Raw genomic sequence first — 26,995 nt, 5'->3', positions numbered from 1 at the left:
CAGGAAAGGACTTAGCTCTATGATTGATCCCGATAGCGAATTGGAACCCAGGTATCAATCTGTAATTACAACGCCAGATTGGTATCAAACAAATATACCGTGTCAGGTTGGCTGTCCGGCACATACGGACGTCGCCACCTATATCGGCCTGATCTCTCAGGCCCGCTTTGACGAAGCCTATCTTTTGAACCGCAGAGCGAACGTCGTACCCGGTGTCCTCGGTCGTACCTGTGCGCGTCCCTGTGAGCCGGTGTGTCGTCGTAACAAGGTTGATGGAAAACCGATCGCGATCTGCTGGCTGAAGCGTGCAGCAGCCGACCATCGCGAATATCGCCATCATGCCGATCCTCCTCCTATTACGAAAGATAAAAAGGTTGCGATTGTTGGCGCCGGCTCGGCTGGTCTGGCCTGTGCCCGTGATCTGCGTGAAATGGGCTATCCAGTCACCATTTATGAGCAGTATCCGGTCGCTGGCGGCGTGATGATCAACGGTATTCCTGTATGGCGCTTGCCGCGTGAGATCACTCGCGAAGAGTGTGACGAGTACATGGAGGATCTGGGTGTTGAGGTGAAATACAATACCCGGGTTGGCCGTGACGTTCAGTTGACTGATCTGCTGAAAGAATATGATGCGGTCTTTATCGGCGCTGGCTGTTACATCCCGAACCCGATGACCGGCCCTGATGGGAAAGTGGTGAAGGGCGCAGACCTCTTCGGCGTCGAAGACGGCATTAAGCTGCTGGATAAGACGAACTTCGGTGAGCCTGCCTTTATCGGCAAGCGAGTGGCCATTATCGGCGCTGGCTTTACGGCTATGGACTGCTGCCGTACCGCGATTCGCTTTGGTGCGGAGAAGGTCTACGTTATGTATCGCCGCTCCGAAGAAGAGCAGCCCGCCGATGAGTACGAGGTTGATGAGGCGAAGCTGGAAGGCGTTGAGTTCCAGTACCTCGTTTCGCAGACCGAAGTCACCTCAAAGGATGGTGTCCATGTCAGTGGCATTCGCTTTATCCGTAACAAGCTTGGTGACCCCGATGCCAGCGGTCGCCGCCGCCCGGTTCCAATCCCTGGAACCGAGTTTGAGATTGAGGTTGATACGGTGGTGCCCTGCTTCGGTCAGTATAGCGACACCTCCTGGCTTCAGGCCGAGGAACTCGGGCTTGAGGTGAACAAATGGGGCGTGCCGTTGATCGATTATGAGACCTGGATGACAAGCTACCCTGGCCTCTTCGCCGGCGGTGACTACACTCAGGGCGCTCGTAACCTGATTTCCGCGATCGGTGACGGACGCGATGCTGCTGGTGCGATTAACCGCTATCTTGGTGGTGAGGATATCCCGGCTGAACCTCCAGTCGAGATTGAACTACCCGACTATCGCCGTGGTATGGTCGACAACTATGAGTCCATTCCACATCAGTTAATTCCTTCGCTGCCGTTGAAGGATCGCTACAGCCATACACGCGAAACCGAAATCGGTTACTCCCCAGAGGAGGCTGTGGTACAGGCGAGACGCTGTTTGCAGTGTCAGTTGAATATTATGATCGACCCCTCGATCTGTATTCTCTGTTCTGGCTGTGTCGATATCTGCCCCTATGACTGTATCAGCATGGAAGGCCTCTCACGCGTGGTGAAGGGTGACCCGATGCATCAGGGAACCGAGACCTGGCGCGGTGGTGCCGATATGATCATCGATGAAGAGAAGTGTATCCGGTGTGGCCTCTGTGTTGTGCGCTGCCCGACAGATGCAATCTCTATGATCCAGTTCGAGGTCTCCAGCCCGAACAAGCGTTGGAGTGTCTCCAAGATCCCGGTACTCAATGTCTAAAAGAAGAATGCGCGGGAAAGGGTGCTTCTCTCTTGAGAAGTGCCCTTTCTTTGTCTGAAATGAGGGGGCGTAATGGATCTGAAACGTCTGAGTAAAACAATCTCATACGCTTTGCGACACCATCCCGATGAGTTTGGCTTACAGCTTGATGTGCAAGGGTGGGTCTCGCTGGATGCTTTGCTTGCGGCGCTGCGAAAGAGACGTGCGGAATGGCGCCATATCGGAGAAGATACCATACATATGGTGATGGAGAACGCGGATAAGCAGCGCTTCGAGCTTCGAGATGGCAGGATCAGAGCGTATTATGGCCATTCCCTCCCCACGAAAATACAGCGTGAAGCGGCCCTTCCGCCCACACTGCTCTATCACGGGACAACTCCCGAAGCGGCTCGTATCATTCAGGTACAGGGCTTGCGTCCAATGAGAAGGCAGTATGTTCACCTCTCCGAGGAGCGTGAGACTGCTCGCATGGTGGCGCTCCGCCGTACCTCTACCCCGGTGCTGCTTGTGGTGCGCTCACGAGCGGCCTATGAAGATGGAATCTTCTTTGCACCTGGCAATGACGCTATCTGGCTCTCCGATCCGATCCCGGCACGTTATCTTGAATTTCCTCCTCAAGCCCGGAAACAGAGAGCCTGATGGCGCTTATTTGACGATCTGGATGTGCTCTTTCATATAGTTAAGCACGACTCGATCAATGCGCTGATCTTTGAACCAGCGTTCCTCAAGATTCTCACGTCCAATATAATGCTCGAATGCTTCCTGTGTCGCCTGATCATAGACGCCAGTAAGCTCACCGTGATAATCGCCAGTGGCCTGTAACATGATTTGAAGCTGATGGGCAATCGTCTGGTCAATGGGAAGGATATCGGCAGGATCAGGAGGGAAAAGATACAGTTTATGCAACTGAAGCAGGCGCTTGAGCTCTTCAATTGGAGTGGGGTGATCGTCAACGCGGAGATCGATAAAGCGATCGTTAAAACCGCCATAGCCGCCTTTTTCTCGCACGACCAGCAAGGCGGCTGATTGTTGGCCGCGGCTGTCTCCTCCGGCAGCCTGACCCGCGGCCAGGGCCGCAAGCAGTCGATCGCAGAGCAGACCTTCAGTTGTTTCAAAGGTATGAGCCATCGCAAGCACGGTCTCTTCGCTGACAAGAATATTACCCTGACAGGCGTAGTGCTCGCCTGTTTTGCCGCCTGCCCAGGAAAAACAATGATCACCGGTGAAGGTCACTGGTGTGCCGGTTGCTCCCACAATGCCAACCTGTCGTTCAGCGGCGTCCGCATCGCGCTGGAGAAGCTGTTCCAGCGTTTCCTGAGGAGAAAGACCGCTTTCCAGCAAGGCCAGTCCCTCCGGTCCATAGCTGGTGTTCGCAAAAGCCTGGGTGGCAATGGCTCCTACTCCTGCTTTTGCCCAGGGAACAACGGAACCAACGGCGAGAAAGCGTGATTGAACAGCTATCCCTAGCTCGCCAGTTTGAGAATCACGGGCAACAATTGAGTATGTCATTTACGAAAACCCCCCATGTACGAAATAAGAATATGGTGCTATTATAGCATGCAAATATAGAAAGAGATACAGGAAGAAGGGAGATCATAGCAGGACGTTTGTTCTTAATACACAGCACCGCCTATATATTCGGGTTCTCTCCGTGTGTCTGGCCCAATTGGGGGGAGTGATGCAGGCGGAAAAAACAGGAAAGTACTCGATTTTTAGAACCGGATGCTCAATTTCGTGGATAGAAACTCTTGACTTTTGTCTATCTTTTACGCAAAATTGAAAAAAGCCTTTTTCCATGAGAGATATACATCTTGATCGACGTATATACATGGAAAGGCGAGTGTACCATTGGATCAGGTATATCTTCGACTTTTCCTCCTCCTCGGCAGGTCTTAAGTAGTCTGGGTGGTTCTTTTCAGGGGCGGACTTGCCCGAAAGTCAAGATGTACACAGGTCTTCGAGGAGCGAAGATGGTGCGACATGATTGGTCAGATGATGACCTTGCCCGACGGTTGTATGAACGTGACCCGGACGCTTTGGAAACTCTCATCTCCCGGTATTCGCGTGAAGTGTTTTATTTTATCCGTATCGTCTTAGACGGTATCGGCGTCGCTCAGGACGCAGAGGAATGTGTCAATGACCTCTTTGTCGCCGTCTGGCAGGAGATTGATACCTTCGATGCCAGCCGCGGCACACTGCGTACCTGGTTGACCATGCGGGCGAAGTATATCGCCCTGGATCGTCGACGTCAACTCTGTCGACGACAGGCCCATAATTTGCAATCGGCTGATGAGAATCGTCAATGGAACTCGTCAGATGGCGGTGGCCGTAAGTCTTCTGGTTGGGGCTATGAACACGAGAGCAGAGTGGCTCTTCCCCCACATCCTGAAGCCAGTATGGAACATCTGCTAGAGCAAAGTGAAAGGCGCGAAGAACTGCGCCTTGCCTTGGCGACGTTGCCTGAGCTGGACCGCTACTTGATCTATCAGCGGTATTTCAGATTCGCCAGTACCGAGGAACTGGCTGCCAAGACCGGACTGACCCGGCATGCAGTAGATACTCGTCTCTGGCGAGCGCGGAAAAGCTTACGTGAGGCGCTCAAGGAGCATGCACATGAGTATGAGCGAATTTGACAGACGATTGCACAACGACGATGACGCCTGGCTTGATTCGTGCCTGCGGGCTCAGGGACTTCCTGAGGACTTTTCAGAAGAAGACCTTGCTTTTGCCCGAGAATTGGGCACGCTCTTTCCTGCTGATCAGGATGAATTGCCTCCCTATTTTGCTCAAACACTGTTGGATGCCGATAATACCAGGTATCAGGAGGCACCCAGGGGGTTAGAGCAAAGAACACAAGCGCGTGTCTTCCGTCGATTAAAGTTGCGACGTCGACTCTTTCGCTCTGCTAAACGAAACAGGTGGCGGCTTCCTTCGTTGCTTCCACCCCTTCATCTCCATCGCTCTCTGGTCGCCTTTGGGATGGCCTGTCTGTTATTTATGCTGGTATCAATGCTTGCTACCGGCAATGCCTTTGCGAATGGCTTACTCTTTCTATTTGTTGGTCCTCACACCGGCGTGGTTCAGTCTCACACTCCTCAAACGGAGGTATCACATCAATCAGAACATAAGACAACTGATGAACCCGAACATCTCAGTCTGCCTGACGTGCAGCGGTTACTCCACTTCCCTTTCTATTATGCTTTTGAATGGCCACCCAATTTCCACACCGAAAGCGTGAGTTTAATTCAGCGACCCGGGCAGGAGTGGACTGATGGTCCGATCCTGAAACTGGTGGCAACGTATAACCGCCCGGGCATCAAGCCACATGGCGTGGGTGAAATTGCCATCTGGCAATTTAAGCCCCGTGTCAAGGTGGTACAAAGTGTCTCGCTTGGCTCGGTTCACGAGCTAAAGGTGGGCCCTGATGGCAAAGCCGCTATTATTGTGAATGGCAAATGGATGCCCTTGCAGGACTCTAATGCTCATAAATGGGTATATAACGGATATTCCGAGCTTATTTTTGAAAAAAATGGAGTCATTTTCTGGATTCAGGGCGACGTTCGTGATGGAGTAACCCAGGATCGATTGGTCTCGATTGCAGAGAACTTAAAGCCGTTCGATGTTGAGGCGGCTTTGCGGTACAACGCTCCCTTCAATCATATCTGGCAGACCTTTGATTATCCATCCTGGATGCAAAACGCACAACTGGTTGATTCGGATAGTTCTGACGGTCCGTATTTGATTGTCCCACCGCCAGACTATCCACCGTACCCTTCTAACAGGGTCCGCTAATATCCTTTCAAGGGAATGCATGCGATCAGGACGCCATGTAGCAATGGCGTCCTTTTTGTATGTATAGTGAGAGCAACGATTGTTGTTGGCTCTTTTCTCATGGAGGAGGTCTTAGCGTGCATTGCTCTCTCTGGCAGAAACTCTTCTCGCTTGGGCTTCTGCTCGGGGTTCTTGTGGGTGTATCCGCCTGCATGGACCCGCCTCCCTATACGCCCTCACCTGTCTCTTCTCCCTTGTTGGGCTCTTATACGGCTACTCCTGCTCCCGCTCGGACCGGAGAAGTGACGGTTGGGACGCTTGATGCTCCCGCAGCGCCGAATCCACTTTTTGCCAGTACTGCTGGTGATTTCACGCTGAATTCCGCTCTCTGGGGACGCCCCGTGGTATTTGATCGGCAGTTTCATGTTCTCCCCGACCAATTGCTTGAAGTGCCGCTGCCAGAAAATGGGGGCGTACAGGATGGCGGTAAAAAGGTCATTCTGCATCTGCGGCGGGACCTGTTCTGGTCAGATGGCGAGCCTATTGTGGCGGGCGATTTTCGTTTCTGGTGGCGCCTGAATCAACAGCGGGAGACGGGTGCCACCATCACTGGTGGTTATGATATGATCGCGGACATCGAGACGCCCGATCGGTATACGGTTGTGTTACACCTGAAGCGCCCGTTCGGCCCCTACCTTTTTTATCTTCCCTATGCCGCCCCTGAACATGTGTGGGGCAAGCTCCCCCCGATCGAGTTACAGAATACCAAAACCGTGATTCAGTATCCGGCAGTGACCAGCGGACCCTATAAGCTGGATCATGTTGAAGGGACGGAACGCTATGTGCTGGTTCCCCATGAGCGATATGCGTCTTCGACCTTTCATGGTCCCTATCTCAGGCGCCTGATCTATCAGGTATACTCTGATGAGGCTGCCATGCAGAGAGCGCTTCAGGCTGGCACGGTGACGGTCATTCAGGGCGCATTGTCGCCGGGCGGCGCACAGATGCAGCAGATGACGATACGGGCAGCCTCGTATGAACACCTTGATTTTAACCTGGAAAAGCCATTGTTGCAGGATCTTCGAGTCCGGAAAGCGCTTCAGGCCGCGCTGGATGTCTGTTCATTGCTTCAGAAGCAGCTCAAACAGAACGATTGTACACGGCGGGTGAACCAGGTTGAGCCGCCCCCCTCTCTCTATGCTGATCCATCATTACCAGGCGTGCCATACAATCAGCAAGGCGCGCTCCATTTACTGGCTGAAAGTGGTTGGAAACAAGGTCCAGACGGCCTGCTCCGGCGGGGAGAGGAAACGCTGTCATTGCGCCTGGTGACGACGTCGCAGCGCAGGCCGCTTGTAGAGACCATCAAGCAGGCTTTTCGGGCGATCGGTATTCAGCTTGAGCCGGTTTATGTCAGTGCGGGGAAGCTATTCGGTGGGTTAACGCGGGGCGGTGTGCTGGCAAGCGGGGCCTTTGATCTGGCGCTCTTTGCCTCTTCTCTCGGGCCAGAACCCGACGATCAGTATGCGGTCTTTCATTCGTCACAGGTTCCCTCAGTACAGCATCCAGAGGCGCTGAATTATGGACGTGTACGCGATGCAGAGCTTGATGCGGCGCTTGAGCAGGGACGCGCCGCGATAACCTTTCAGGCGAGGAAGGCGGCCTATCAGCGCTTTCTCCATCGTGTCGCCGAGCAGGTCTATACGGTTCCGCTCTATAGCGAAGAGAACAGAATGCTTGTGCGCATGGGAACCAGAAACGTAATGCCGCACGCAGATCCTGTTCTCAATTTGTGGAATATTGCAGATTGGTGGGTAGATTCTAACTGAGATTTAACCGGACCCGTGTATAACTACTAACGGACAGCAAACAGGGCCTACGATGTCGCAGCAATAAACAATTTTGTCACATTTTGCTTATTGCTGCGATATCTTTTAGTGGAGAGTGTTGTTGGACAAGCCATCCAAGTTATGGGGGTTGATGTTAAGAAGTGGTGCGGGTCTACAGTGGGGGCTCTGATGGTGGGTATCCTGGATCGCTTTTTTATGGCTGCAACCTTTATCCGGCTTGCGACGTAAAACACTATGAGTAGCTGAAACAAACTGGCGCTATTAGTTGTTGAGGGGACTCCCGGATACCAGCAGGATGGTGTGAGATGCTACACGCTGTTACTGGACAATATCCCTTGTCATCTGGTATGCTATGGGTAGTCATAGGGATACGTCTGAATAATGGATGAATTCATATGTTCTCCATTTCAGACACTTCGTTGGCAATGTTGACGATGAAGTAGATCCCGACCTCAAAGGAGAGGAATATGAAGCAAATGCTTTCCAAGACACGTTCTCGTGGTCTCCCTAACCTCCGTATCCTGCGTCAGCGTAGAGGTTTGAGCCTCGGTCAGTTGGCCGATCTTACTGGCTTACGCCGGGATACTATTACTTCCCTTGAAACCGGTCGCGTACAGGCACAGCCCTATCATCTGCGGATGTTGGCTCGTGTGCTCGAAGTTCCGACCTTTGAGTTAGTCTCTTTGTCTCGTTCTATTTCATGACACCCGATGTTGAACGTCACTTGAAGCGAACGAGTGGGGGGTTCCCCCTATAGAAACAATCAAGTTGAGTACCCGATAAAAGGGCATCCTCTCCTGAGGAGCCCTGAGCAATTATATATATCATTTACATCCTCTTTGTGGTAATCACGGTTTGCTAACAGGCTGCATTGGATGGAAGCGGGGAAGCATAAACGCAGGTGTGGAACCGGGAAGCTGGTGGCGAACAGGTGCGGTTTATGGAATGGGCAGCCCGGGGCAATGCCGCTTCTATTCCCCCTTCCTGCTCACCTTGACGTCTCTCTCTGCCCGGTGGTATACTTTAATTGATCGAACAATTAACAATCTGGAGCGGCGCAAATGGCGAGAACACCAAAAGTTGTTGAAGATAGACGCGAACAAATTATAGATGCTGCAATGAATGTCTTTGCTCACAAGGGCTATAGCCGGGCAACCAACAAGGACATTGCCCTCGAAGCTGGCATTACGCCCGGGCTGATTTATCATTACTTTGAGAGTAAAGAGGCGTTATTGCAGGCGATTATCAATGAGCGTTCTCCCTTGCGCGTTGTTCGGGCGACCTCTCCTACAGAGCTTGAGCAGCCGCCCGAGGTGTTTTTGCGGTCGCTGCTGCTGAATGTGTTGCATATCATTGAGGGCGAGCAGTTTATCAAGATTGTGCGAACGGTGTTACCGGAAATACTCTATAACCCGGCCATGCAGCCGGTTGGCTCTGGCATTATTGATGAGGAGATCACTTTTTTAAGCTCTTATTTTGAGCGGCAAATGAGCATTGGGAAGATCCGCAAAGCAGATCCACGTCTGGCTGCTCAAACGTTGATGGGGTGTGTTATAGGCTCAGTATTGCGGCGCCACATTTTTCACGATCCCCAGGCGCTCCAATATACGCGGGAACAGCTTGTAGATTCTATTCTAGACGTGACGTTACAGGGGTTATTGCCCCGGTAGTCCATTTTTGTGTTAATTATTAATTAACCAGTTAATTAATAATGGCGGGTATGCAAAGGAGCATCCAGGATGAACGCTTCAGAACAGCAGAGTACATCACAACCCACCATCCAAAGTGTGGAACAGACGACGTGCTGCATTGTAGGTGCTGGCCCTGCCGGAATGATTCTGGCCTTATTGTTGGCCCGCAAGGGGATTCGTGTGCTCCTGGTAGAGGCGCATGCTGACTTTGACCGTGAGTTTCGTGGCGATACCGTGCACCCCTCGACGCTCTCTATTCTCGATGAGATCGGGCTGACTGAACCGATGTTGCAGCAATTGCATCATTCGCGTGCCTTTAGCGGGAGCATCCAGGCAGGGGCAATGCGCTTTCCGCTTGTCGACTTTCGACGTCTGCATATGAAATATCCCTTTGTGGCCTTAATTCCGCAGAAGGAGTTTCTCGGGTTTCTGGCTCAAGAAGCGCAGCGTTATCCCACCTTTCGCCTGATAATGAACGCTCAAGTGGATGGTCTGCTTGAGGAACAGGGAGTCATTCGAGGGGTTCGCTATCGGGGCCGTGATGGCTGGCATGAGATCCGCGCTGATCTGACTGTTGGAGCAGATGGGCGCTTTTCTCGTGTGCGTCGTCTGGCTGGCTTTCAGCCAACGAAAAGCTCGGCGCCAATTGATGTCCTCTGGTTCCGTCTCCCACGTCATCCTGAGGAGACCGAACAGGCAATGGGCCGGGTACAGGGGCGGGTCATTTTTGTAATGTTGGCTCGTCACGATCACTGGCAGATAGGCTATGTAATTCCCAAAGGCTCATATCAGCAGCTTCATGCTCAGGGGCTTGAGCACTTTCGGCAGACAATTGTGAAGGTCGCGCCTGAACTGGCTGATCGAGTGCAGGTGTTGCAGGACTGGAAACAGATCTCGGTTCTTTCGGTTGAGGCAAACCGGCTGCGGCGCTGGTATCGGCCCGGGCTCCTGATGATCGGGGATGCCGCTCATGTGATGTCACCGGTTGGAGGGACGGGAATCAACTATGCAGTTCAGGATGCGGTGGTTGCGGCGAATGTTCTGGCCACAAGGCTCAAAACCGGACGGATTCGGGCGGAGGATCTGGCGCGGGTACAGCGCAAGCGAATGCTCCCTACGATCGCGGTCCAGACGCTGCAAAATATGGTGCAAGATGAGGTTCTGGGCCGTATTGTGCGCACAGGAAAGGGAAGCGGGAGCGCGAAGGTGTTGCGACTCTTCACGCGTCTTCCTGTAGTGCGTGCTCTGCCGATGCGCATACTGCTGATCGGTTTGACACAGGTCCATGTCCGATAGCAGGGGCTGGAGAGGGATTGTCCCTCCCCTTCCCACTGCGTTAGCCAATCTGCTTCTCAAGGTTCTTGAAGAAATGCTCAAGGGCGCTCTTGACGGCTGGCTTGACAATCATCTCGGGGATCGCGCCGAGGCTACCTGAGAGCGTGGCCTGTGCATCATAGTTCAACAGAGTTCCGCCTGCATCATTGGTCAGATCAATGGTGCAACGCGCCTTGATGCTGCCAATAGAGCTGGACGGCTCGGCAATATAGACGAGGTGCGAGGGCTGAACTACGTCAGCTGGCTGAACAAGCACTTTATAGGCCCCTTTGAGGCCCGGCAGGTTAGGGGTGACGATCAGCTTGATCTGGCGGCTGTCGCCCTCATCAACATATTCTGCGTGTTCACAACCGGGAATGCTGTTCTTCAGCTTCTCGGGGGAAAGGAGTGCCTGAAATACTGCGTCGGGTGACGCATTCAGCTTACGACTACCTTGAAATTGCATGTCTATTTCTCCTGATGACTTCTTCTACGATCAAGAATGCGCAGAAGTATTTGGTAGAGTGCTATTGCAAATCGTTTCCCGAATAGTGCTGCGTTTGTCTGAATGTTCCTCGAACAAACGCAGCAGTCAGGTCTTTATTATAAGGGGCATATGGAAGCGGTTCAATGTATCGGCTAAATAGTACTGTTGCTGCTTTTCCCGGTAATACAAGCACGCAGCCATCTTAGAAGGCCGCAAACAGGCCAAAGGCCGCGACGAGTGAGCCAAGTATCAGTATCAGCAGGCAGGACAGGATAAAAAGAATACCGACCGGTAGGAACACCGCAGTGCTGGCGCGACCGCCACTGAAACGATGAACCGCCATCAAGGAGAAGATGGTCAGTACGATACCATAAATAAATGATGCGGGCCCTACGATTGCCGAAACAATAGAGCCAACGACCGGAATAAGGGAGATGATATCGGTTAGTAGCCCCAGAGGCACTGTGAAGAGAAGCGACGTATAGCATTGTTGCAGGAATGACCCTTTACCACCCAGAAGCAGCCGGACGCAGCCAAAAACAATACCATTCCAGAGAAAGAACAAAATGGGAACCATCACGCTTTGCATACTGGCTGCCAGTAAATAGAAAAGCTGACGCGCGCCCTGTGGGAGCAATTGCAGGATCGTATTTGTCTGATAGACGCTGTTGACATTTGGCAAGAGCAGACTTGCAAGATAGGCAAGCAGACCACTGATAATACTGTAAAGCAGCAGTTGTATCCAGACAGAATCCCAGGTTGCTTTGCTCTTTTCCTCGGCAAAGCTGTGCGCTCCAGGGCGAAAGAGCACCTTACGCCATTGCGCAGGGAGCTGACGAAGAGACTCCTGCAAAGAGAGTGCGGCTTCTGGTTCCGGTCCCTCAACTACAGGAGGCGTCTGATAGGTAAAATAGGGTTGCTGATACTGCTGATTGGGTCGATTTGGTCCCGACGGGGGATGATACGACATACAAAAAATCTCCTTGCTGAGCCCTTATCACTTTCCTCTTATTGTACCCCTTTTTGGCGTATTCAGGTAGCTATTTCCCACGGCTCAGTATTCCTTAGCCTGTAGGCGGCAAGCTCACCAGGAAGAAGGGTAGCTCAAAAACTGTTGCTTCTTCTCTAATTGAACGAGAACCGTGAAATATATGCAATCATTCCCTGACAAAAGGTCAATACCCCTGTTTAAGAAAGGATCGCCGCTTGCCTGCATTTGCCAGGGGATGAGCTGCTTGCATTTTTGACTCCTGGTTTCGTATAATGACAGAAGAAGCAGGAAACTTTGCTTTCTCACGGAGTTGTGGTGCAACGAAACAAGGGGGTTTCGGGTAAAACGCATAGCAACAGCTTTGCCTGAGGTGCCAGGGTGAAGCAAATTCAGGGCTGTCTCAGTCTGCCCTTTATCCCCGGACGTGCCCCGCTCGAAGTGTTGAGTTGTTTGGTGTTGTCTGTTTCTGGTGCAAGGGCCAGAAGCAGGATGAAAAAAAGGGGATCACATCCATGACAGAACAGGATTTCTTGCCAATTAAGAACTTCGATCACGTCGAATTCTATGTTGGTAACGCCAAACAGGCCGCCTACTATTTTTGCCATGCATGGGGGTTTGTGCCGATAGCGTATGCGGGTCTGGAAACCGGAATACGCGATCATTGTAGTTATGTACTTGAGCAGGGGAACATTCGCTTTGTCGTGACCTCTCCCTATGGGCCCGAGGGCGCGATGGCGGAAGAGATCAAGCTGCATGGTGATGGTGTCAAAGTGATTGCCCTGCGTGTTGATGATGCCACCCAGGCGTATAAGGAAACAACCTCACGAGGGGCGAAGGGTGTTGCCGAGCCGCATACGCTCAAAGATGATAATGGCTCAGTCACGCTCTCCTCGATCGCCATTTACGGCGACACGATTATCACCTTTGTGGGGCGGAACGACTACAATGGCGTCTTTATGCCGGGCTTCCAGCCGCTTCCCTCGGAGCAGCCGCGCCGCGCACGCCCTGCCGGTCTTGCTGCCATCGACCACATGGTTGGTAACGTTGAGCTTGGCAAGATGGATGAATGGGTTGCCTTCTTTGAGAAGGTGATGGGCTTTACGCAGTTGATCCATTTTGATGACAAGACGATCAGCACCGAGTATTCTGCCTTGATGTCAAAGGTCATGCAGAACGGAAGCGGTCGCGTCAAGTTCCCCATCAATGAACCGGCTGTGGGTCGTCGGAAGTCACAGGTTGAAGAGTATCTGGACTTCTATCGTGGTCCTGGCGTGCAGCATATCGCATTGAATACCAGTGACATTGTCTCCACTGTTGCTGAGCTGCGGGCGCGTGGGGTTGAGTTCCTGGCAACGCCGAAGACCTATTACGATACCATTCTTGATCGTGTGGGCAAGATTGATGAGCGCCTCGAAGATCTGGCCGAGCAGGGCATCCTGATTGATCGTGATGATGAGGGATACCTGTTGCAGATCTTTGCGAAACCGATTGGCAACCGGCCCACGGTCTTCTTTGAAGTCATTGAGCGCAAGGGAGCCAAAGGGTTTGGCGACGGCAACTTCAAGGCGCTCTTTGAAGCATTGGAGCGCGAGCAGGCGCTGCGAGGCAATCTCTAATGAAGCTGGTTACCTTTCGTCGTGCTGATGGAACAACGTTTGCCGGAGTGATGCTGAACGAGCAGGCGCTTGCCAGTGTCTCCTATCCCGATCTCCTGGAGCTGTTGCGGGATCCTGCCGGGCTTGAACGGGCTGCTGAGGCCCGAGAGCGCGGCAAAGCAACAGATCAGTTAGATGCGGTCCAGTTACTTGCGCCCGTGCCAGAACCGCCCACTCTGCGTGACTTCTATGCTTTCGAGCAGCATGTGAAGGCGGCTCGGGCAAAGCGTGGTCTGGGCATGATCCCGGAATGGTACGAGATCCCGACGTTCTACTTTTCCAACACGAGCGAGATCTATGGGCCTGAGAGCGTGGTTCCCTATCCGCGTGGATCTCAGGAACTGGATTTTGAGCTCGAAATTGCCTGTGTGATTGGCAAAGAGGGAAAAGATATCCCGGTTGAAGATGCCGCGCAGTATATCGCGGGCTACACGATCATGAATGATTGGAGCGCCCGGGATTTCCAGCGCAAGGATATGAAACTGAATCTAGGCCCTGGCAAGGGTAAGGACTTTGCGACTTCGCTTGGCCCTTTCCTTGTCACTCCTGATGAGTTGGAGACGCGTCGAACCGGCTCCGGTGCGAGTGAACGGTATGATATGCCGATGATTACGCGTATCAATGGCCGTGAGATCTCACGGGGCAATTTCAAAGACATTCACTTCAGTTTTGCTCAAATGATCGCGTATGCTTCCCGGAATACGCGGTTGCGGATTGGTGATGTGCTCGGCTCAGGAACGGTCGGAACCGGCTGCATTCTTGAACTGGGTACTGAGGTGCACCGCTGGCTTCAACCCGGTGATCTTGTAGAGATGGAAATTGAAGGTATAGGAGTGTTACGGAATACGGTCGGGTAAAGGCCCGGTGTTTCGTTTGAGGGCTGCTATGAGGGCGGCCCTCCCTGTTTTCTGGTTGATCGACAACTCAGGAGGTTTCTAATGCCTAGCTATCATCGCCTGGGGCAGATTCCGCCAAAGCGACATACGCAGTTTCGCAGGCCTGATGGTGGTCTGTATGCTGAAGAGGTCTTCGGGACTGAAGGCTTTTCCGGGAACTACTCGATCCTGTATTATCACTATCCGCCAACCGCAGTGAAAAAGGTGGAAAAATATACGCCTCCGACCCGGCACGAACTCTGGGATGAAGGCTATCAGCGGCATCACCATTTCAAAACCGCGCAGTTGCCTCGTGGGGGAGATCCTGTGTTCGGGCGCCAGGCTTTGATGTATAACGATGATGTGGTGATCGGTGTTGCCAAGCCGACGGAGCCGATGAACTATTACTTCCGCGATGCCGAAAACGATCTGATGTACTTTGTCCATGAGGGACATGGCACGCTGGAAACGAACTTCGGGTTGCTTCCCTACCACCAGGGCGACTATATCATTATTCCTCGGGGAACGACGTTCCGCTTCTTGATCGAAGCCGATAGCCCGGAGACGGTCTTCCTCGCTGTCGAGGCGCGGGGCTCGCTGGTTCCACCGAAGCGCTATCTCAACCAGTACGGGCAGATGCTTGAACATGCCCCGTATTGCGAGCGCGATATTCGGCGTCCGGAAGAGCTGATAACGCACCTTGAAGCAGGCGACTTCGAGGTCCGCTTAAAGGTCGGCAATACCTTTACGAGCTACTGGTTTGACCATCATCCCCTGAACGTGGTTGGTTGGGATGGCTACGAGTATCCCTGGATCTTCAATATTCATGATTTTGAGCCTATCACCGGACGCGTGCATCAGCCGCCACCTGTGCATCAGACGTTTGAAGGTCCAAACTTTGTAGTATGCTCGTTTGTGCCGCGCAAGCTGGACTATCATCCGCTGTCGATCCCTGTGCCCTATAATCACAGCAATATCGATAGTGATGAGATGATCTATTATGTCAACGGGAACTTCGGGAGCCGTCGAGGCGTGGAAGTGGCCTCGATTACGCTGCATCCGCGGGGTATTCCTCACGGCCCACAGCCGGGCGCCGTGGAAAAGAGTCTCGGCGCGGAGCGAACTGAGGAGATGGCCGTCATGATAGATACCTTCCATCCCCTGAAGCTTACCACAACGGCACAGTCCGTCGACGATCCAAACTACCCGTATAGCTGGATTTCCTGAAGACCCGGAAGGCGCGAGGAGATTTCCCTTGCGCCTTTCTCTCTGGCGCCTTTCCCCACCTTTCTGCGATTGATGTTCCCTCTTCCAATGAAATTCGCTTTCCCTTCCTCAGTATATGATTTTCTCCATCTGTAACTATACAATGATTTAAGAAAGCATGGTACAATTTTTAAGTGTGTAGTTGTACGATGAGGTATAGTAACCGGGTAACTGAAAAATAGTACGCGCTCTGTCGTAGTATGTCCCGCTACTGGCACCCAAACTCGGTGAGATCAGGTAGTGTTTTTCACAAAGGAGTGGCCTGATTATGACTACGGAACCACGGATTATCAAGTTTTATGAGACGACCCTGCGCGATGGCGAGCAGACACCCGGCGTGAACTATTTCCCCGGCGAAAAGCTCGTGATTGCTCTGGCACTGGAGGAGATGGGGTTTGATACGTTGGATTGTGGTTTTCCGATTTCCTCCCCGGGCGAATTTGAAGCGGTTCACCTGATTGCAACAAAGGTTCAGAAATCAGAGGTGTGCGCAATTGCTCGTGCCAATCTCGACGATATCGACTGTGCCTGGAACGCGGTGAAACGCGCCGCTAAACCGGCCATTCAGCCGTTTATCAGCACCTCTCCGCTTCATCGTGAAATCAAACTGGGAAAATCCCGCAAAGAAGTACTTGAGCTCGCCCGAGTTGCCGTAGCTCATGGGCGCCAGTATACCGAGAATATCGACTTTGCCCTTGAAGATACCACGCGAACCGAACAGGACTTTGTCCTTGAGATCTGTGAGGCGCTGGTGAAAGAAGGGGTGCGCTTTGTGACGCTCTGCGATACTGTCGGCTATGCGCTTCCCTGGGAGTTCGGTCAACTGGTTGCTTCTGTCAAGCGCGAGTTCCCCACACTTCGTATCTCCGCGCACTGCCATGATGATCTGGGAATGGCGGTTGCGAATGCGATGGAGGCGCTGCGCAACGGGGCGGAACGCGTGGATAGTTGTATCAATGGTCTGGGTGAACGCGCGGGCAATGCTGCTTCGGAAGAGGTCATTATGGCGATTCGCACCCGTAGCGCTGATCTGGGAATGGATGTGCATATTGATACGACCAAAATCGCGTCTGTCAGCCGTCTGGTGGCGAAGTATTCAGGTATGCAACCACAATGGACGAAGGCGGTTGTTGGGCGCAACGCGTTCAGTCATGGCGGTGGCATTCATCAGGATGGTGTGCTCAAGGATGCGCGTACCTATGAGATCATGACCCCCGAATCGGTTGGCTTGAGCGCGAACGAACGTCGTATCTCGATGGGGAAGCTCTCGGGCCGGGCTGCGCTTGCTCATCAGTTGCGTGAGCTCGGGTATGAGTTGGAGCAGGCACAGTTGCAACGCGCCTTTGAGATGGCGAAACTGTTGCTTGGTAAGAAAAAGACACTCGAAGAACTGGACATGCGCTATATCGCCGAAACCGCACTGGGCCGTACCGCTGCTTCTGCTACCGTACAATCCTCGCTGAACGTTGAGACTGCGGATTAGCGCTTTGAGCAGGGCAAAAGATTCTTGATCGCGCATTTCTTTTGTCCTGCTCGCGATAAAAGAACCTGCCTGTTTTCTAGCGCTCCGAGAATGATTGGCATATAATAAGTAATAGGCCTGTTTCTAACCGGGAACAGAGACGATCCCACTTTTCTGGTATTGGTTCTGGCCTCACACGCTGTGTCTGGCTTATCATTCTTTGCTCTTACGGAGAAGACCACTATGTCAAAAACCATGTTTGACAAGATCTGGAATGCTCACGTAGTACGCGACGTGCCGGGCGAAACCCCGGTGATCTATATTGATCGTCATCTGGTGCATGAAGCAACATCCCCGCAGGCATTTGCCGGGCTTCGTGCGGCAGGACGACCCGTTCGGCGGCCCGATGCTACCATTGCGGTTCTGGATCATAATGTGCCGACGGTGCAGGGGCGGCGCATGCTCGACGTCATTGATAAGGACAGCGAAGTCTGTATCACCACTCTTGAGCAGAATGCCCGTGATTTTGGTATCACTCTATTTAACATGCAGGATCAGCGTCAGGGAATTGTTCATATTATCGGACCAGAACTGGGAATCACTCTTCCCGGCATGACAGTTGTCTGTGGTGACTCTCATACATCGACGCATGGCGCCTTTGGTGTGTTCGCGATCGGAATTGGCACCAGTGAAGTTGAACATGTTCTGGCAACGCAGTGCCTCTTACAGAAAAAGCCGAAGACAATGAATATTCGTATTGAAGGCACGATCTCTCCCGGCGTCACGGCCAAAGACATTGCCCTGTATGTTATTCAGCAGCTCGGGACCAATGTTGGAACAGGTCATGTCATCGAGTTTAGTGGCTCTGCCGTGCGCAGCCTCTCGATGGAAGGGCGCATGACGCTCTGCAACATGGCGATTGAAGCGGGCGCGCGGGCCGGGATGGTCGCCCCTGATGAGACAACCTTTGCCTATATCAAGGGACGGCCCTACGCGCCTGAAGGCGAGCTGTTTGAGCGAGCCGTTGCTGCCTGGAGGCTGCTTGCCAGTGATCCCGATGCCCAATTCGATGCCGTCTATGAGGTCTCGATTGAGGGATTGGCTCCACAGGTGACATGGGGTACAACGCCCGGTATGGCCGTTGAGGTCACCGGAGCTGTGCCCGATCCAGCAGAGGAACCGGACCCGATCAAACGTCTGGCGATGGAGCGTGCGCTGAAGTATATGGGGCTCCAGCCGGGGCAGAAGATCACCGAGATACGACTGGATACGGTCTTTATCGGCTCCTGTACCAATTCGCGGCTTGAAGACCTGCGCCTTGCCGCTCGTTACGTGAAGGGCAAGCAGGTCGCGCCACATGTGCGTGCAATGGTGGTACCCGGCTCGATGAACGTGCGGCGTATGGCTGAAGAGGAAGGCATTGCTGATATCTTTCGTGAGGCCGGGTTCCAGTGGCGCGAGCCCGGATGCAGTATGTGTATTGCAATGAATGGTGATCGCCTTGAGGCGGGCGAGCGCTGCGCTTCTACCAGCAATCGTAACTTTGAAGGCCGTCAGGGACGTGGTGGGCGTACCCATCTGGTCAGTCCGGCTATGGCCGCTGCTGCCGCGATTGCCGGGCACTTTGTTGATATTCGTGAGTGGCAACCTGCCGAACTTTCCCCTGTCACCGTCCATTCTTAAGCGAGAGGAACAGAAGAGATGGAACCATTTATCACACATACCGGGCTGGTGGCGCCGCTGGATCGCACCGATGTCAATACTGATGAGATCACTCCTGCACGCTTTCTGAAGACTGTCAGACGAACTGGATTTGCTGATGCGCTCTTTGCGAACTTTCGCTACATCGGTGATACGCGTGAACCCGATCCCGATTTTGTGCTGAACAAGCCCCGCTATCAGGGTGCAAGTATTCTCTTGAGCGGCAAGAACTTCGGTTGTGGTTCATCACGTGAGCACGCTCCCTGGGCAATCCGGGAATATGGTTTCCGGGTTATTATCACACCTGGCTTCGCTGACATTTTCTACAATAATTGCTTTAACAATGGAATTCTGCCTGTCGTGTTGCCGGAAGCGACGGTGTTGCAGCTTTTCAGAGAGGTAGAAGCAAACGAGGGCTATCAATTGACGGTTGATCTGGAAGCGCAAACGGTGGTGAAGCCCGATGGCACTGTGCTCCATTTCGATATTGATGCGTTTAAGAAAGATGCTATGCTCAAGGGCCTGGACAATATCGGCTGGACGCTCTCGCATGCGGATGAGATTGCAGCCTATGAGCAGCGCCGCAGGCAGGATGCACCCTGGCTCTTTGATATAACTACCAGTGCCTGAAGCTCTTGAAGAAGGTAGGGGGTACCAGCGTCGGTACCCTTTCCCTCTGGCTTGTGACAATGTTGTAAAGGCCCACCGCGCCGTCTTATCGGCGTCGTAGAAGGAGAAATGTCCATGACTACCCGGCAGATTGATAGTGGCATGGTGGCATACCAGATCCTCAATGAAGAGGGTACCCTTGTTAGCAACATGCCTGATCTTGGACCCGCTCCGCAGGAGATGCTCCTCAAACTCTATCGTGCGATGCAGCTCGGTCGTACGTTCTCGCACAAAATCATTGCGCTTCAGCGTCAGGGGCGAGCCACAACTTTTGGTTCGCTGGTCGGGCAGGAAGCAACGGCGGTCGGTCTCGCCGCACCCTTGCGCCAGGAAGATTGGCTTGCAACCTCCTATCGCGAAATTGCCTCACATATCTGGAAAGGAATTCCTCTTCCCACTCTTATTTATGGCTTCCGTGGCTTTACCGCTGCCTATCCACCCGAGTGTCATACTCTCCCGATTCAAATTGTCATTGGTACCCAGATGTTGCATGCTGTCGGTCTGGCGATGGCGGCGAAGCTCTCCGGCGATCCGGTGGTGGCCGTTGGTGTGTGTGGCGATGGCGCGACCTCTGAAGGAGATTTTAATGAGGCGCTGAACTTTGCCGGAGTGTATCAGGCTCCTGCTGTCTTTGTGGTACAGAATAACGGTTGGGCAATCAGTGTGCCACGCAAGAAGCAATCCGCGGCCCCTTCGCTTGCGCTGCGTGGTCCCGGCTTCGGCATTCCCTCCGTACTTGTTGATGGCAATGATGTACTGGCCGTCTTTGAGGTTATGAAGCAGGCTGTGGAGAAGGCCCGTGCCGGTGATGGCCCCACGCTTATTGAGACGCTGACGTATCGAATCGGGGCGCATACCACTGCCGACGATCCCAGACGCTACCGCGATGAGGCGGAAGTGGAGGCATGGAAGGCAAAAGACCCGATTGCCCGTTTGCGGCGCTTCCTGCTGGCTGAGGGAATGCTGACCGAGGAACAGGATCGCGAGCTTGTGGCCGCCGTTGAGGAAGAGATCAATCAGGCGGCGAATGAGGCGCTGGCTTTGCCTCCCAACGCTCCTGATGCGTTCTTCGATTGGACTGCTGCGACTCTGACGCCCCGTTTGCAGGCGCAGCGCCGCGATGCTCAACAGTATGCACAGGAGTAAACTGCTATGCAGATGACGATGATAGAGGCGTTGAACAATGCGCTGGCGCTGATATTGGAGCGGGATCAGCGGGTTGTCCTGCTTGGCCAGGATATCGGAGCGAATGGCGGTGTCTTTCGTGTGACTGAGCGGCTGCAAGAGCGTTTTGGCGAGCAGCGTGTCTTTGATACACCGCTGGCCGAGTCGGCTATTATTGGGAGTTCGGTTGGCATGGCTGTCTATGGCATGCGCCCGGTCGCGGAAATCCAGTTCGCGGGCTTTCTCTATGTGGGGATGAATCAGTTAGTGACGCAGGCGGCTCGTATGCGCTTTCGCTCTGGTGGCGTATTTACCTGTCCGCTGGTGGTGCGGGCTCCCTATGGCGGAGGTGTGCGCACTCCTGAACTGCATTCGGATAGCCTGGAAGGATTGTTCCTGCAAACACCCGGCCTGAAAGTGGTCATTCCCTCAAATCCCTATGATGCGAAAGGATTGTTGGTGTCTGCTGTGGACGATCCCGACCCGGTGGTGTTTCTGGAAAATATCAAGCTCTATCGCTCGTTTCGGCAGGAGACGCCAGAAGATTACTATACGGTCCCGCTCGGAAAGGCGAACGTTGTGCAGGCAGGGGAGGATGTCAGCCTCTTCGCCTATGGCGCAATGGTTCCGGTTGCGCTGGACGCGGCGCGACAGATCCAGCAGGAAACCGGGGCAACGGTTGAGGTCATCGATTTGCGCACCATCTGGCCGCTGGACGAGGAGGCTATTGTGTCCTCTGTCTCGAAAACAGGACGCGCGGTTGTGGTCCATGAGGCTCCACGAGCAGGCGGCGTCGGCGCGGAGATCGTATCAATTCTGAACGAGCAGTGTCTGTACTCGCTGCTCAAGCCTGTGGAGCGTGTAACCGGCTATGATACGCCGTTCCCTGTTCCCGGCCAGGAGGATTACTATTTGCCGAACGCCCGAAAGGTAAGAGATGCGATTCGACGCGTGCTGGAACCGTAAAGCTGTGTTCCCTCTCAGGAAAGTTGTACAGTGTTTGAACGGAGATCGTCACTATGCAGGAATTTAAGTTACCGGATCTGGGCGAGGGAATGCAGGAAGCTGAAATTCGCCGCTGGTTGGTTCAGCCGGGTGAGCTGGTGAAGCTAGATCAGCCAATGGTTGAGGTCGAAACGGATAAGGCAGTTGTTGAGATTCCGTCTCCTGTTTCCGCTCGGGTTGTGGCCATTCATGTCCCTGAGGGACAGGTGGCGAAGGTTGGGACGCCGCTACTCTCCTTTGAAGGGAATGTCACAAAGACCTCAAACGTCAAGCAGGTGGCCCCGGAAACACCTGCGCCGCCGGTTGCCACGCAGAGTTCTTCTGTTTCGGCAAAGACAGTTCTGGCTGCTCCGGCTGTCCGGAAACGCGCCTTTGAGTTGCATATTGATCTGGCTCAGGTACCGTCCTCGCAACCCAATGGACGCATCACTATGCCAGACCTTGAAGCCTATCTTCAGCGTAAGAGCGCCGAGCCCGCGCTGAATGGTGCGGCACAACTGAAGGAGGAAGCAGAAGAGAAGCGCCTGCCGCTCACCGGACTGCGGCGCCAGATTGCTGAACGCATGGAACGCTCATGGCGCACCATTCCTCATGCAACTGCTTTCGGGGAACTGGATGGCTCCGCGCTGGTCGGGTTGCGCCAGGAACTCAAGCCACTGGCGGAAGAACGTGGTGTTCGACTGACGTATCTGCCGTTGTTGGTCAAGCTTCTGATCCCTGTTTTAAAGGAATTCCCGATTTTCAATGCAACACTGGATGAGGAGCGACGCGAGATTATCTATAAGCGCTCATTTCATATCGGGATAGCGGCCGATACGCAAGAAGGGCTGATGGTTCCTGTTTTGCGCAACGCCGATACGCTTAGTGTGATCCAGATCGCACAGAAGCTTGAGGATCTGGTGGCACGAGCTCAGAAGCGGGCGCTGGCGTTACAAGAGGTGTCGGGCAGTACCTTTACACTGAATAACGTGGGTAGCTTTGGCGGTAGTAACGGCGTCCCGATCATTAATTATCCGGAGGCGGCAATTCTGGCGGTTGGACGTTTGCAGGAACAGCCGGTTGTGTGCAATGGGGCAATCGAGATTCGACCGATGATGCAGTTGGCGCTCTCGTTCGATCACCGCCTGATCGATGGAGCGCTTGCCGGACGTTTCCTTGAGCGCTTCAAGCAGATGGTCGAGAAGCCTCAACAGTTGCTCCTGGATTTGGTGTAGAAAAGAGGTGATGGACTATGGTTGTTGGTGATGTGACAACGGCTGTGGATGTGTTGATTCTCGGTGCTGGGCCTGCTGGATATGCGGCGGCGATTCGGGCCGCGCAACTGGGGCGCAAGGTTACACTGGTTGAGCCGGGACCGGTCGGGGGTACCTGCCTGAATCGTGGGTGTATTCCTCTCAAAGCGCTCCTTGAGGCAAGTGAGCGCTATGCCCGGACGGGGATTGAGGAACTGGCACAGTTTGGCATCTCTGCCGAGACAGTCTCATTTGATTGGAGCAAGATGCAGGCATGGAAGCAGGGCGTCATCGAGCGGCTCTCAAACGGCGTACGTCGTCTCTTAACCGGGAATCAGGTAGAGCTTGTGCAAGGGATTGGCTGGTTTCTCAATGAAAAAGAGGTACGCGTTGAAGGAGAACATGGCTCGCTGCGTTTTGCCTTTGAGCACTGTGTCATCGCCACCGGGGCCGGAGCTCCGCTGTTGCCCACCGATGTTCTGACGCCAGAGCAGGCGTTAAAGCTGGACACATTGCCTGAACAAGTGACGATTGCAGGAAATGACTATATCGCGCTGGAACTGGCTACAGCGCTGGCGCGCCTGGGGGTGACAGTCGAGCTTGCGGTTCCCGGGGAGCGGTTGCTACCTGAGGTTGAGCCAGCGGCGGTACGCCTGCTACAGACCGGCCTGCGCAAGCTCAAGATTCGTGTCAAAACCGGCGTTGTGGTGGAGCAGCTCAAAGCGCGCCCGTTAGTCGTTTGCAAGGAGGTGCGTCCCGCAACAGCAGGACTGCGACTTGATGTGGCCGGGGTACAGGTGGATGAGCAAGGCGGGATCAAGGTTGATTCGATGATGCGTACCAGCAATCCTGCTGTGTATGCGGCGGGTGATTGTCTGGGCTCACATGCGCTGGCGGCGGTCGCGCTGAAGCAAGGGAAGGTCGCGGCGGAAGTCCTATCAGGGATGCGTGTGCAATTCGCGCCGATGGTTGTGCCTCAGGTCGTCCAGGGCTGGCCAGAGCTGGCTGCGGCAGGCCTGACAGCGGAGGCAGCAACCCGGGCGGGCTATCAGGTAAAAACGGGACGCTTCCCACTGGCGGCGAACGGGCGGGCCTTAACGCTCGGGGCTGATCTTGGGGCCGTTTTTGTGGTTGCTGATGCGGAGCATGAGACGGTGCTTGGTGGGACGGTGGTTGGACCTCGTGCCGCTGATCTGCTCGCGTCGCTGACGCTTGCCATTGAAATGGGCGCGACACTCACGGACCTGACAGAGATCCTCTATGCTCATCCTGCGTTGAGTGAGGCTGTGCTTGAGGGTGCGGAGAATGCACTTGCACGTGCAATTCATGTGCTGAATAAGCCATAATGTATAGAGGGACGTGCATCTATAGTCCTATCTGAAACAGGACCGGAGCCGGATGTGTTGGCTGGCCTGTTCGGGTACACTGTTGCTCGGTGGAGCTATTGCTGCTATTCGATATGGAAATGAGGAGCTAGAGAGCGGGGGCCTCCAGTTCTCTCTGCTCCTCTTCCTTCCCTGTATGCAGGAATATGCTGTTCTTGTGAGAAAGCTGGTTTGATGTTCTGGTCTGTACTCTATCGAGAAAATTCCAGACTCTGGAATTTCCCTCTCCTCTGGGGGGGCTTACTCCTCTTTGCCTTTCTTTCTACACTGCTTGCCTCGCTGGCCTGGACCACACCTCTTTTCATCAGTTCAAGTGACTACTTCTGGCCGAATGGGCTTCTGATGGCTTTTGATACGGTCTCGATTCGTCATATTGGGGGCGCTGTCCTGCTGGTACTGGTGGCGGCATACAATGTGCAACGTCTTTCTCGTCGAACAGGAGCCCTCTGGTATCAGAGCAGTGTGACGCGTTCGATCATGCTGGGGGCCCGTTTTGTGGCGCTGTTCGGACTGATGGTCCTGCTGCTTCTGTTCTCCCTGCTCTGGATCGGGGCGCTATCTCTTTTCTACACCTTCCTGATGCATGGCTCTGTTCCGCTTGTGCCGCTGAGCACGGTGCAGGTGGTTCTGAGTTGTGCGCGTACGCTCTATACGCAGCTTCCCTATGTGGCGCTGGCGTTTATGCTGGCTCTTGTAACGCGTTCGTGGCCGCTGGCCTGTGGTCTTCCGCTGGTCATAGTCTTCGTGCTGGAACCATTACTTGTCTGGCTGCTTGGCCTGCCGGGTGTTCCCTGTGGGTGGGTAGTGCAATATCTGCCCTCGCAGTTGTCGGCGGCGCTGCTTCAGTTGAACGCGATATCGTTGCAGTCGGCTGTCCCGGTGCAGCAGAATCTGCTGGCGCCTGCATTGGGACTTGCAGCGTATACAATGAGTTTTCTCCTGGGTGCCTGGATAGTGTTTCAGGTCCGAGGCAGAGCCGGGGAGCAGGGGTAGGGGGTAAACGGACGGGACTGATGGTGCTACAATGGGGAAATCGAAACTGTAACCGGAGTACCATGCTGTGAAACTTTTCCGCCGTTTCCTGAGGCGCTTTCTGAGCCCGTTCTTTCGGCTTCAGGGGAAATTGACGCTTTCCTACACTGTGACAACTGTTCTGGCACAGTTGCTTCTGGCAATCCTGTTCTTTCTGGCTTTATTTGGCATCTTTATGGTGCTTGTGCCAATGCCGGAATTCTATCAGGGGGATGTGGAGGATTCCGCCAGAAAGGCCGCGCCGCTGCTTCTTGGCGAGCCCGATAGACACGGCTTGCAGAGCATGAGCAAGGAGCTGGAGAGTCACTTTGATTTTGACCCGTTTATGGCTGCCAGAAAATACGTGGTGGTTGTTGACTCTGCTGGTCGCGTTTTAGCCTCCTCTGGTGAGGAAGCGCCCGCGATAAATACGCAGATTGGGCTCCGTTTAAGTGGCAGCCCGGCACAACAGTTGCAGGATATCCTGCATGGAAAGTCGAAGACAGCGCTGTATAAGGAAAAGAATTTCTGGCTAGTTATGGCTCCCATTGAGGGGAGGCAGCAGGTACTTGGGGCGTTAGTCCTGCATATCTCGGATCTACACTGGAAGTTTGCCAGTATCTTCTGGTCTTTCCTTCTGTTGCTGCTGATTCTGGGTGTGTTGCTCTTTCTGTTTGCTGGTACTGTGGGGATGATCTTTGGCTTTGCGGTCTCGCGTGGCCTGACGCGCCGCTTTAACCATCTCAACGCAATTGTGGATCGGTGGAGCCGGGGAGACTTCTCGCTCTTTGCAAAAGATACGTCGCGGGATGAGGTTGGGTATCTGGCGCGTCAGTTAAATCGAATGGCTGAGCAGCTTCGGGGGCAACTTCAAATGCGACAGAAGCTGGCAACGCTGGAAGAGCGGAACCGTCTGGCGCGAGATCTTCATGATAGTGTCAAGCAGCAGGTGTTTGCGGTTTCAATGCAACTCAGTACTGTCAAGGGGCTGATGTCACGCGATCAGGAGGCCGCACAGAAGCATCTCTATGAGGCCGAACATCTGGTACGACAGGTGCAGCAGGAGTTAACTGCGCTGATCCGTGAACTGCGCCCGGTTGGTCTGGAGGGAAAGGGGCTGGCGCTGGCACTTCAGGAATATGCACTGCACTGGCAGCAGCAGACCTGCATTCCGGCAGTAGTACGGATACAGGGAGAACATCCATTGGGACTTGAGGTGGAAGAGGCCTTATATCGGGTGATGCAGGAAGCGTTATCCAATATTGCTCGACATAGCAAAGCTACAAGCGTTGAGCTCCAATTGCGCTACGAGGAAGATGCGGTCTTCCTGGAAATTAGCGATAATGGGATTGGCTTTCAGGTGGAGGCGGCACGTGGAAAAGGGGTAGGGCTCCTCTCGATAGAAGAACGTATTGAGGCGATCAACGGATCAGTGACGATTGAGAGCGAGAGAGATATGGGTACAACCCTCTGTATTCACTGTCCGCTCACACAGAAGGACCTGTAATCATTACTCAACAGGCCGCATATGTCAGTTCTCAGGTCTTATGGTATGCGCTTCTTCAGGTGGTTGCCTGTGTCATGCTCATCCTCTAAAGTTCAGTGTATGGGCTATTGGTTGATCTGAGAGTAACATGTGAT

The 26,995-nt window shown here is 53.7% G+C and carries 23 protein-coding genes; 20 read left to right on the top strand and 3 right to left on the bottom strand.

Annotated features, from left to right (window positions below; all coding sequences use genetic code 11):
• Positions 1–19: 19 nt before the first annotated feature.
• Together EI42_RS19620 and EI42_RS19615 are read left to right on the top strand one after the other, a co-directional pair.
• On the top strand, positions 20–1,825 hold the full coding sequence (locus EI42_RS19620; RefSeq protein ID WP_111324332.1) for an FAD-dependent oxidoreductase: 1,806 nt from the start codon (positions 20–22) through the stop codon (positions 1,823–1,825).
• Between the two features lie 72 nt (positions 1,826–1,897).
• On the top strand, positions 1,898–2,464 hold the full coding sequence (locus EI42_RS19615; RefSeq protein ID WP_111324331.1) for an RNA 2'-phosphotransferase: 567 nt from the start codon (positions 1,898–1,900) through the stop codon (positions 2,462–2,464).
• 6 nt (positions 2,465–2,470) lie between these two features.
• On the opposite strand, the gene EI42_RS19610 is transcribed toward EI42_RS19615, so the two are convergent.
• Positions 2,471–3,334: a DUF1028 domain-containing protein gene (locus EI42_RS19610; protein ID WP_111324330.1), complete on the bottom strand. Its 864-nt coding sequence runs from the start codon at positions 3,332–3,334 to the stop codon at positions 2,471–2,473.
• A gap of 461 nt (positions 3,335–3,795) precedes the next feature.
• On the opposite strand from EI42_RS19610, the gene EI42_RS19605 reads away from it, so the two are divergent.
• From EI42_RS19605 to EI42_RS19580, 6 genes are all read left to right on the top strand, one after another.
• On the top strand, positions 3,796–4,458 hold the full coding sequence (locus tag EI42_RS19605) for a sigma-70 family RNA polymerase sigma factor (RefSeq protein ID WP_170142760.1): 663 nt from the start codon (positions 3,796–3,798) through the stop codon (positions 4,456–4,458).
• Positions 4,439–5,617 (top strand): hypothetical protein, encoded by a 1,179-nt coding sequence (locus EI42_RS19600; protein ID WP_137686185.1) that lies wholly within the window; start codon positions 4,439–4,441, stop codon positions 5,615–5,617. Before EI42_RS19605 ends, EI42_RS19600 begins: the two co-directional genes overlap by 20 nt.
• A 116-nt stretch (positions 5,618–5,733) precedes the next feature.
• Positions 5,734–7,425: a peptide ABC transporter substrate-binding protein gene (locus EI42_RS19595; RefSeq protein WP_170142759.1), complete on the top strand. Its 1,692-nt coding sequence runs from the start codon at positions 5,734–5,736 to the stop codon at positions 7,423–7,425.
• Positions 7,426–7,913: 488 nt separating this feature from the next.
• Positions 7,914–8,150 carry a helix-turn-helix domain-containing protein gene (locus tag EI42_RS19590; RefSeq protein ID WP_111324326.1) on the top strand — a complete coding sequence of 79 codons (237 nt, stop codon included), beginning with the start codon at positions 7,914–7,916 and terminating at the stop codon, positions 8,148–8,150.
• A gap of 357 nt (positions 8,151–8,507) precedes the next feature.
• Complete coding sequence (locus tag EI42_RS19585) at positions 8,508–9,116, top strand: TetR/AcrR family transcriptional regulator (protein WP_111324325.1); 609 nt, start codon at positions 8,508–8,510, stop codon at positions 9,114–9,116.
• Positions 9,117–9,185: 69 nt separating this feature from the next.
• A complete protein-coding gene (locus EI42_RS19580) occupies positions 9,186–10,433 on the top strand; it encodes an FAD-dependent oxidoreductase (protein WP_111324324.1) in 1,248 nt (415 codons plus the stop codon).
• 40 nt (positions 10,434–10,473) lie between these two features.
• Here the strand turns inward: EI42_RS19580 and EI42_RS19575 are convergent, their stop codons facing one another.
• Positions 10,474–10,917: an SRPBCC family protein gene (locus EI42_RS19575; protein WP_111324323.1), complete on the bottom strand. Its 444-nt coding sequence runs from the start codon at positions 10,915–10,917 to the stop codon at positions 10,474–10,476.
• Positions 10,918–11,140: 223 nt separating this feature from the next.
• Positions 11,141–11,908, bottom strand: coding sequence for a Yip1 family protein (locus EI42_RS19570; RefSeq protein WP_111324322.1), 768 nt, complete (start codon positions 11,906–11,908; stop codon positions 11,141–11,143).
• A gap of 533 nt (positions 11,909–12,441) precedes the next feature.
• Here EI42_RS19570 and hppD point away from each other — a divergent pair.
• The 12 genes from hppD to EI42_RS19510 all read left to right on the top strand — a co-directional run bounded on the left by hppD (position 12,442) and on the right by EI42_RS19510 (position 26,861).
• Complete coding sequence (gene hppD / locus EI42_RS19565) at positions 12,442–13,545, top strand: 4-hydroxyphenylpyruvate dioxygenase (protein ID WP_111324321.1); 1,104 nt, start codon at positions 12,442–12,444, stop codon at positions 13,543–13,545.
• Positions 13,545–14,441 carry a fumarylacetoacetate hydrolase family protein gene (locus EI42_RS19560; RefSeq protein WP_111324320.1) on the top strand — a complete coding sequence of 299 codons (897 nt, stop codon included), beginning with the start codon at positions 13,545–13,547 and terminating at the stop codon, positions 14,439–14,441. Before hppD ends, EI42_RS19560 begins: the two co-directional genes overlap by 1 nt.
• Before the next feature lie 81 nt (positions 14,442–14,522).
• On the top strand, positions 14,523–15,686 hold the full coding sequence (locus tag EI42_RS19555; protein ID WP_111324319.1) for a homogentisate 1,2-dioxygenase: 1,164 nt from the start codon (positions 14,523–14,525) through the stop codon (positions 15,684–15,686).
• A gap of 307 nt (positions 15,687–15,993) precedes the next feature.
• The gene (locus EI42_RS19550; protein ID WP_111324318.1) at positions 15,994–17,208 is read left to right on the top strand and encodes a 2-isopropylmalate synthase; all 1,215 of its coding nucleotides are present in this window, start codon (positions 15,994–15,996) and stop codon (positions 17,206–17,208) included.
• A 222-nt stretch (positions 17,209–17,430) separates the two neighbouring features.
• Positions 17,431–18,870: a 3-isopropylmalate dehydratase large subunit gene (gene leuC, locus EI42_RS19545; RefSeq protein ID WP_111324317.1), complete on the top strand. Its 1,440-nt coding sequence runs from the start codon at positions 17,431–17,433 to the stop codon at positions 18,868–18,870.
• A gap of 18 nt (positions 18,871–18,888) precedes the next feature.
• The gene (gene leuD / locus EI42_RS19540) at positions 18,889–19,518 is read left to right on the top strand and encodes a 3-isopropylmalate dehydratase small subunit (RefSeq protein WP_111324316.1); all 630 of its coding nucleotides are present in this window, start codon (positions 18,889–18,891) and stop codon (positions 19,516–19,518) included.
• Positions 19,519–19,632: 114 nt separating this feature from the next.
• Positions 19,633–20,703 (top strand): pyruvate dehydrogenase (acetyl-transferring) E1 component subunit alpha, encoded by a 1,071-nt coding sequence (gene pdhA, locus EI42_RS19535; protein WP_170142758.1) that lies wholly within the window; start codon positions 19,633–19,635, stop codon positions 20,701–20,703.
• Between the two features lie 6 nt (positions 20,704–20,709).
• Complete coding sequence (locus tag EI42_RS19530; protein WP_174843913.1) at positions 20,710–21,687, top strand: alpha-ketoacid dehydrogenase subunit beta; 978 nt, start codon at positions 20,710–20,712, stop codon at positions 21,685–21,687.
• A 53-nt stretch (positions 21,688–21,740) separates the two neighbouring features.
• Positions 21,741–22,940: a dihydrolipoamide acetyltransferase family protein gene (locus tag EI42_RS19525; protein ID WP_111324314.1), complete on the top strand. Its 1,200-nt coding sequence runs from the start codon at positions 21,741–21,743 to the stop codon at positions 22,938–22,940.
• 17 nt (positions 22,941–22,957) lie between these two features.
• The gene (locus EI42_RS19520) at positions 22,958–24,304 is read left to right on the top strand and encodes a dihydrolipoyl dehydrogenase family protein (RefSeq protein ID WP_111324313.1); all 1,347 of its coding nucleotides are present in this window, start codon (positions 22,958–22,960) and stop codon (positions 24,302–24,304) included.
• A gap of 213 nt (positions 24,305–24,517) precedes the next feature.
• A complete protein-coding gene (locus EI42_RS19515; protein ID WP_111324312.1) occupies positions 24,518–25,336 on the top strand; it encodes a hypothetical protein in 819 nt (272 codons plus the stop codon).
• Positions 25,337–25,403: 67 nt separating this feature from the next.
• The gene (locus EI42_RS19510; protein WP_111324311.1) at positions 25,404–26,861 is read left to right on the top strand and encodes a HAMP domain-containing sensor histidine kinase; all 1,458 of its coding nucleotides are present in this window, start codon (positions 25,404–25,406) and stop codon (positions 26,859–26,861) included.
• The last annotated feature ends 134 nt before the right edge of the window (positions 26,862–26,995 follow it).

This window comes from Thermosporothrix hazakensis, from assembly GCF_003253565.1.
GTDB classification, from domain to species: domain Bacteria; phylum Chloroflexota; class Ktedonobacteria; order Ktedonobacterales; family Ktedonobacteraceae; genus Thermosporothrix; species Thermosporothrix hazakensis.
This window is presented reverse-complemented; position numbering and strand designations above follow the sequence as displayed.

Excerpts from the sequence above, each read along its gene's own strand:
- EI42_RS19620 (WP_111324332.1), top strand. The coding sequence starts at position 20 with ATGATTGATCCCGATAGCGAATTGGAACCCAGGTATCAATCTGTAATT.
- EI42_RS19615 (WP_111324331.1), top strand. The coding sequence starts at position 1,898 with ATGGATCTGAAACGTCTGAGTAAAACAATCTCATACGCTTTGCGACAC.
- EI42_RS19610 (WP_111324330.1), bottom strand. The coding sequence starts at position 3,334 with ATGACATACTCAATTGTTGCCCGTGATTCTCAAACTGGCGAGCTAGGG.
- EI42_RS19605 (WP_170142760.1), top strand. The coding sequence starts at position 3,796 with ATGGTGCGACATGATTGGTCAGATGATGACCTTGCCCGACGGTTGTAT.
- EI42_RS19600 (WP_137686185.1), top strand. The coding sequence starts at position 4,439 with ATGAGTATGAGCGAATTTGACAGACGATTGCACAACGACGATGACGCC.
- EI42_RS19590 (WP_111324326.1), top strand. The coding sequence starts at position 7,914 with ATGAAGCAAATGCTTTCCAAGACACGTTCTCGTGGTCTCCCTAACCTC.
- EI42_RS19585 (WP_111324325.1), top strand. The coding sequence starts at position 8,508 with ATGGCGAGAACACCAAAAGTTGTTGAAGATAGACGCGAACAAATTATA.
- EI42_RS19580 (WP_111324324.1), top strand. The coding sequence starts at position 9,186 with ATGAACGCTTCAGAACAGCAGAGTACATCACAACCCACCATCCAAAGT.
- EI42_RS19575 (WP_111324323.1), bottom strand. The coding sequence starts at position 10,917 with ATGCAATTTCAAGGTAGTCGTAAGCTGAATGCGTCACCCGACGCAGTA.
- EI42_RS19570 (WP_111324322.1), bottom strand. The coding sequence starts at position 11,908 with ATGTCGTATCATCCCCCGTCGGGACCAAATCGACCCAATCAGCAGTAT.
- hppD (WP_111324321.1), top strand. The coding sequence starts at position 12,442 with ATGACAGAACAGGATTTCTTGCCAATTAAGAACTTCGATCACGTCGAA.
- EI42_RS19560 (WP_111324320.1), top strand. The coding sequence starts at position 13,545 with ATGAAGCTGGTTACCTTTCGTCGTGCTGATGGAACAACGTTTGCCGGA.
- EI42_RS19555 (WP_111324319.1), top strand. The coding sequence starts at position 14,523 with ATGCCTAGCTATCATCGCCTGGGGCAGATTCCGCCAAAGCGACATACG.
- EI42_RS19550 (WP_111324318.1), top strand. The coding sequence starts at position 15,994 with ATGACTACGGAACCACGGATTATCAAGTTTTATGAGACGACCCTGCGC.
- leuC (WP_111324317.1), top strand. The coding sequence starts at position 17,431 with ATGTCAAAAACCATGTTTGACAAGATCTGGAATGCTCACGTAGTACGC.
- leuD (WP_111324316.1), top strand. The coding sequence starts at position 18,889 with ATGGAACCATTTATCACACATACCGGGCTGGTGGCGCCGCTGGATCGC.
- pdhA (WP_170142758.1), top strand. The coding sequence starts at position 19,633 with ATGACTACCCGGCAGATTGATAGTGGCATGGTGGCATACCAGATCCTC.
- EI42_RS19530 (WP_174843913.1), top strand. The coding sequence starts at position 20,710 with ATGCAGATGACGATGATAGAGGCGTTGAACAATGCGCTGGCGCTGATA.
- EI42_RS19525 (WP_111324314.1), top strand. The coding sequence starts at position 21,741 with ATGCAGGAATTTAAGTTACCGGATCTGGGCGAGGGAATGCAGGAAGCT.
- EI42_RS19520 (WP_111324313.1), top strand. The coding sequence starts at position 22,958 with ATGGTTGTTGGTGATGTGACAACGGCTGTGGATGTGTTGATTCTCGGT.
- EI42_RS19515 (WP_111324312.1), top strand. The coding sequence starts at position 24,518 with ATGTTCTGGTCTGTACTCTATCGAGAAAATTCCAGACTCTGGAATTTC.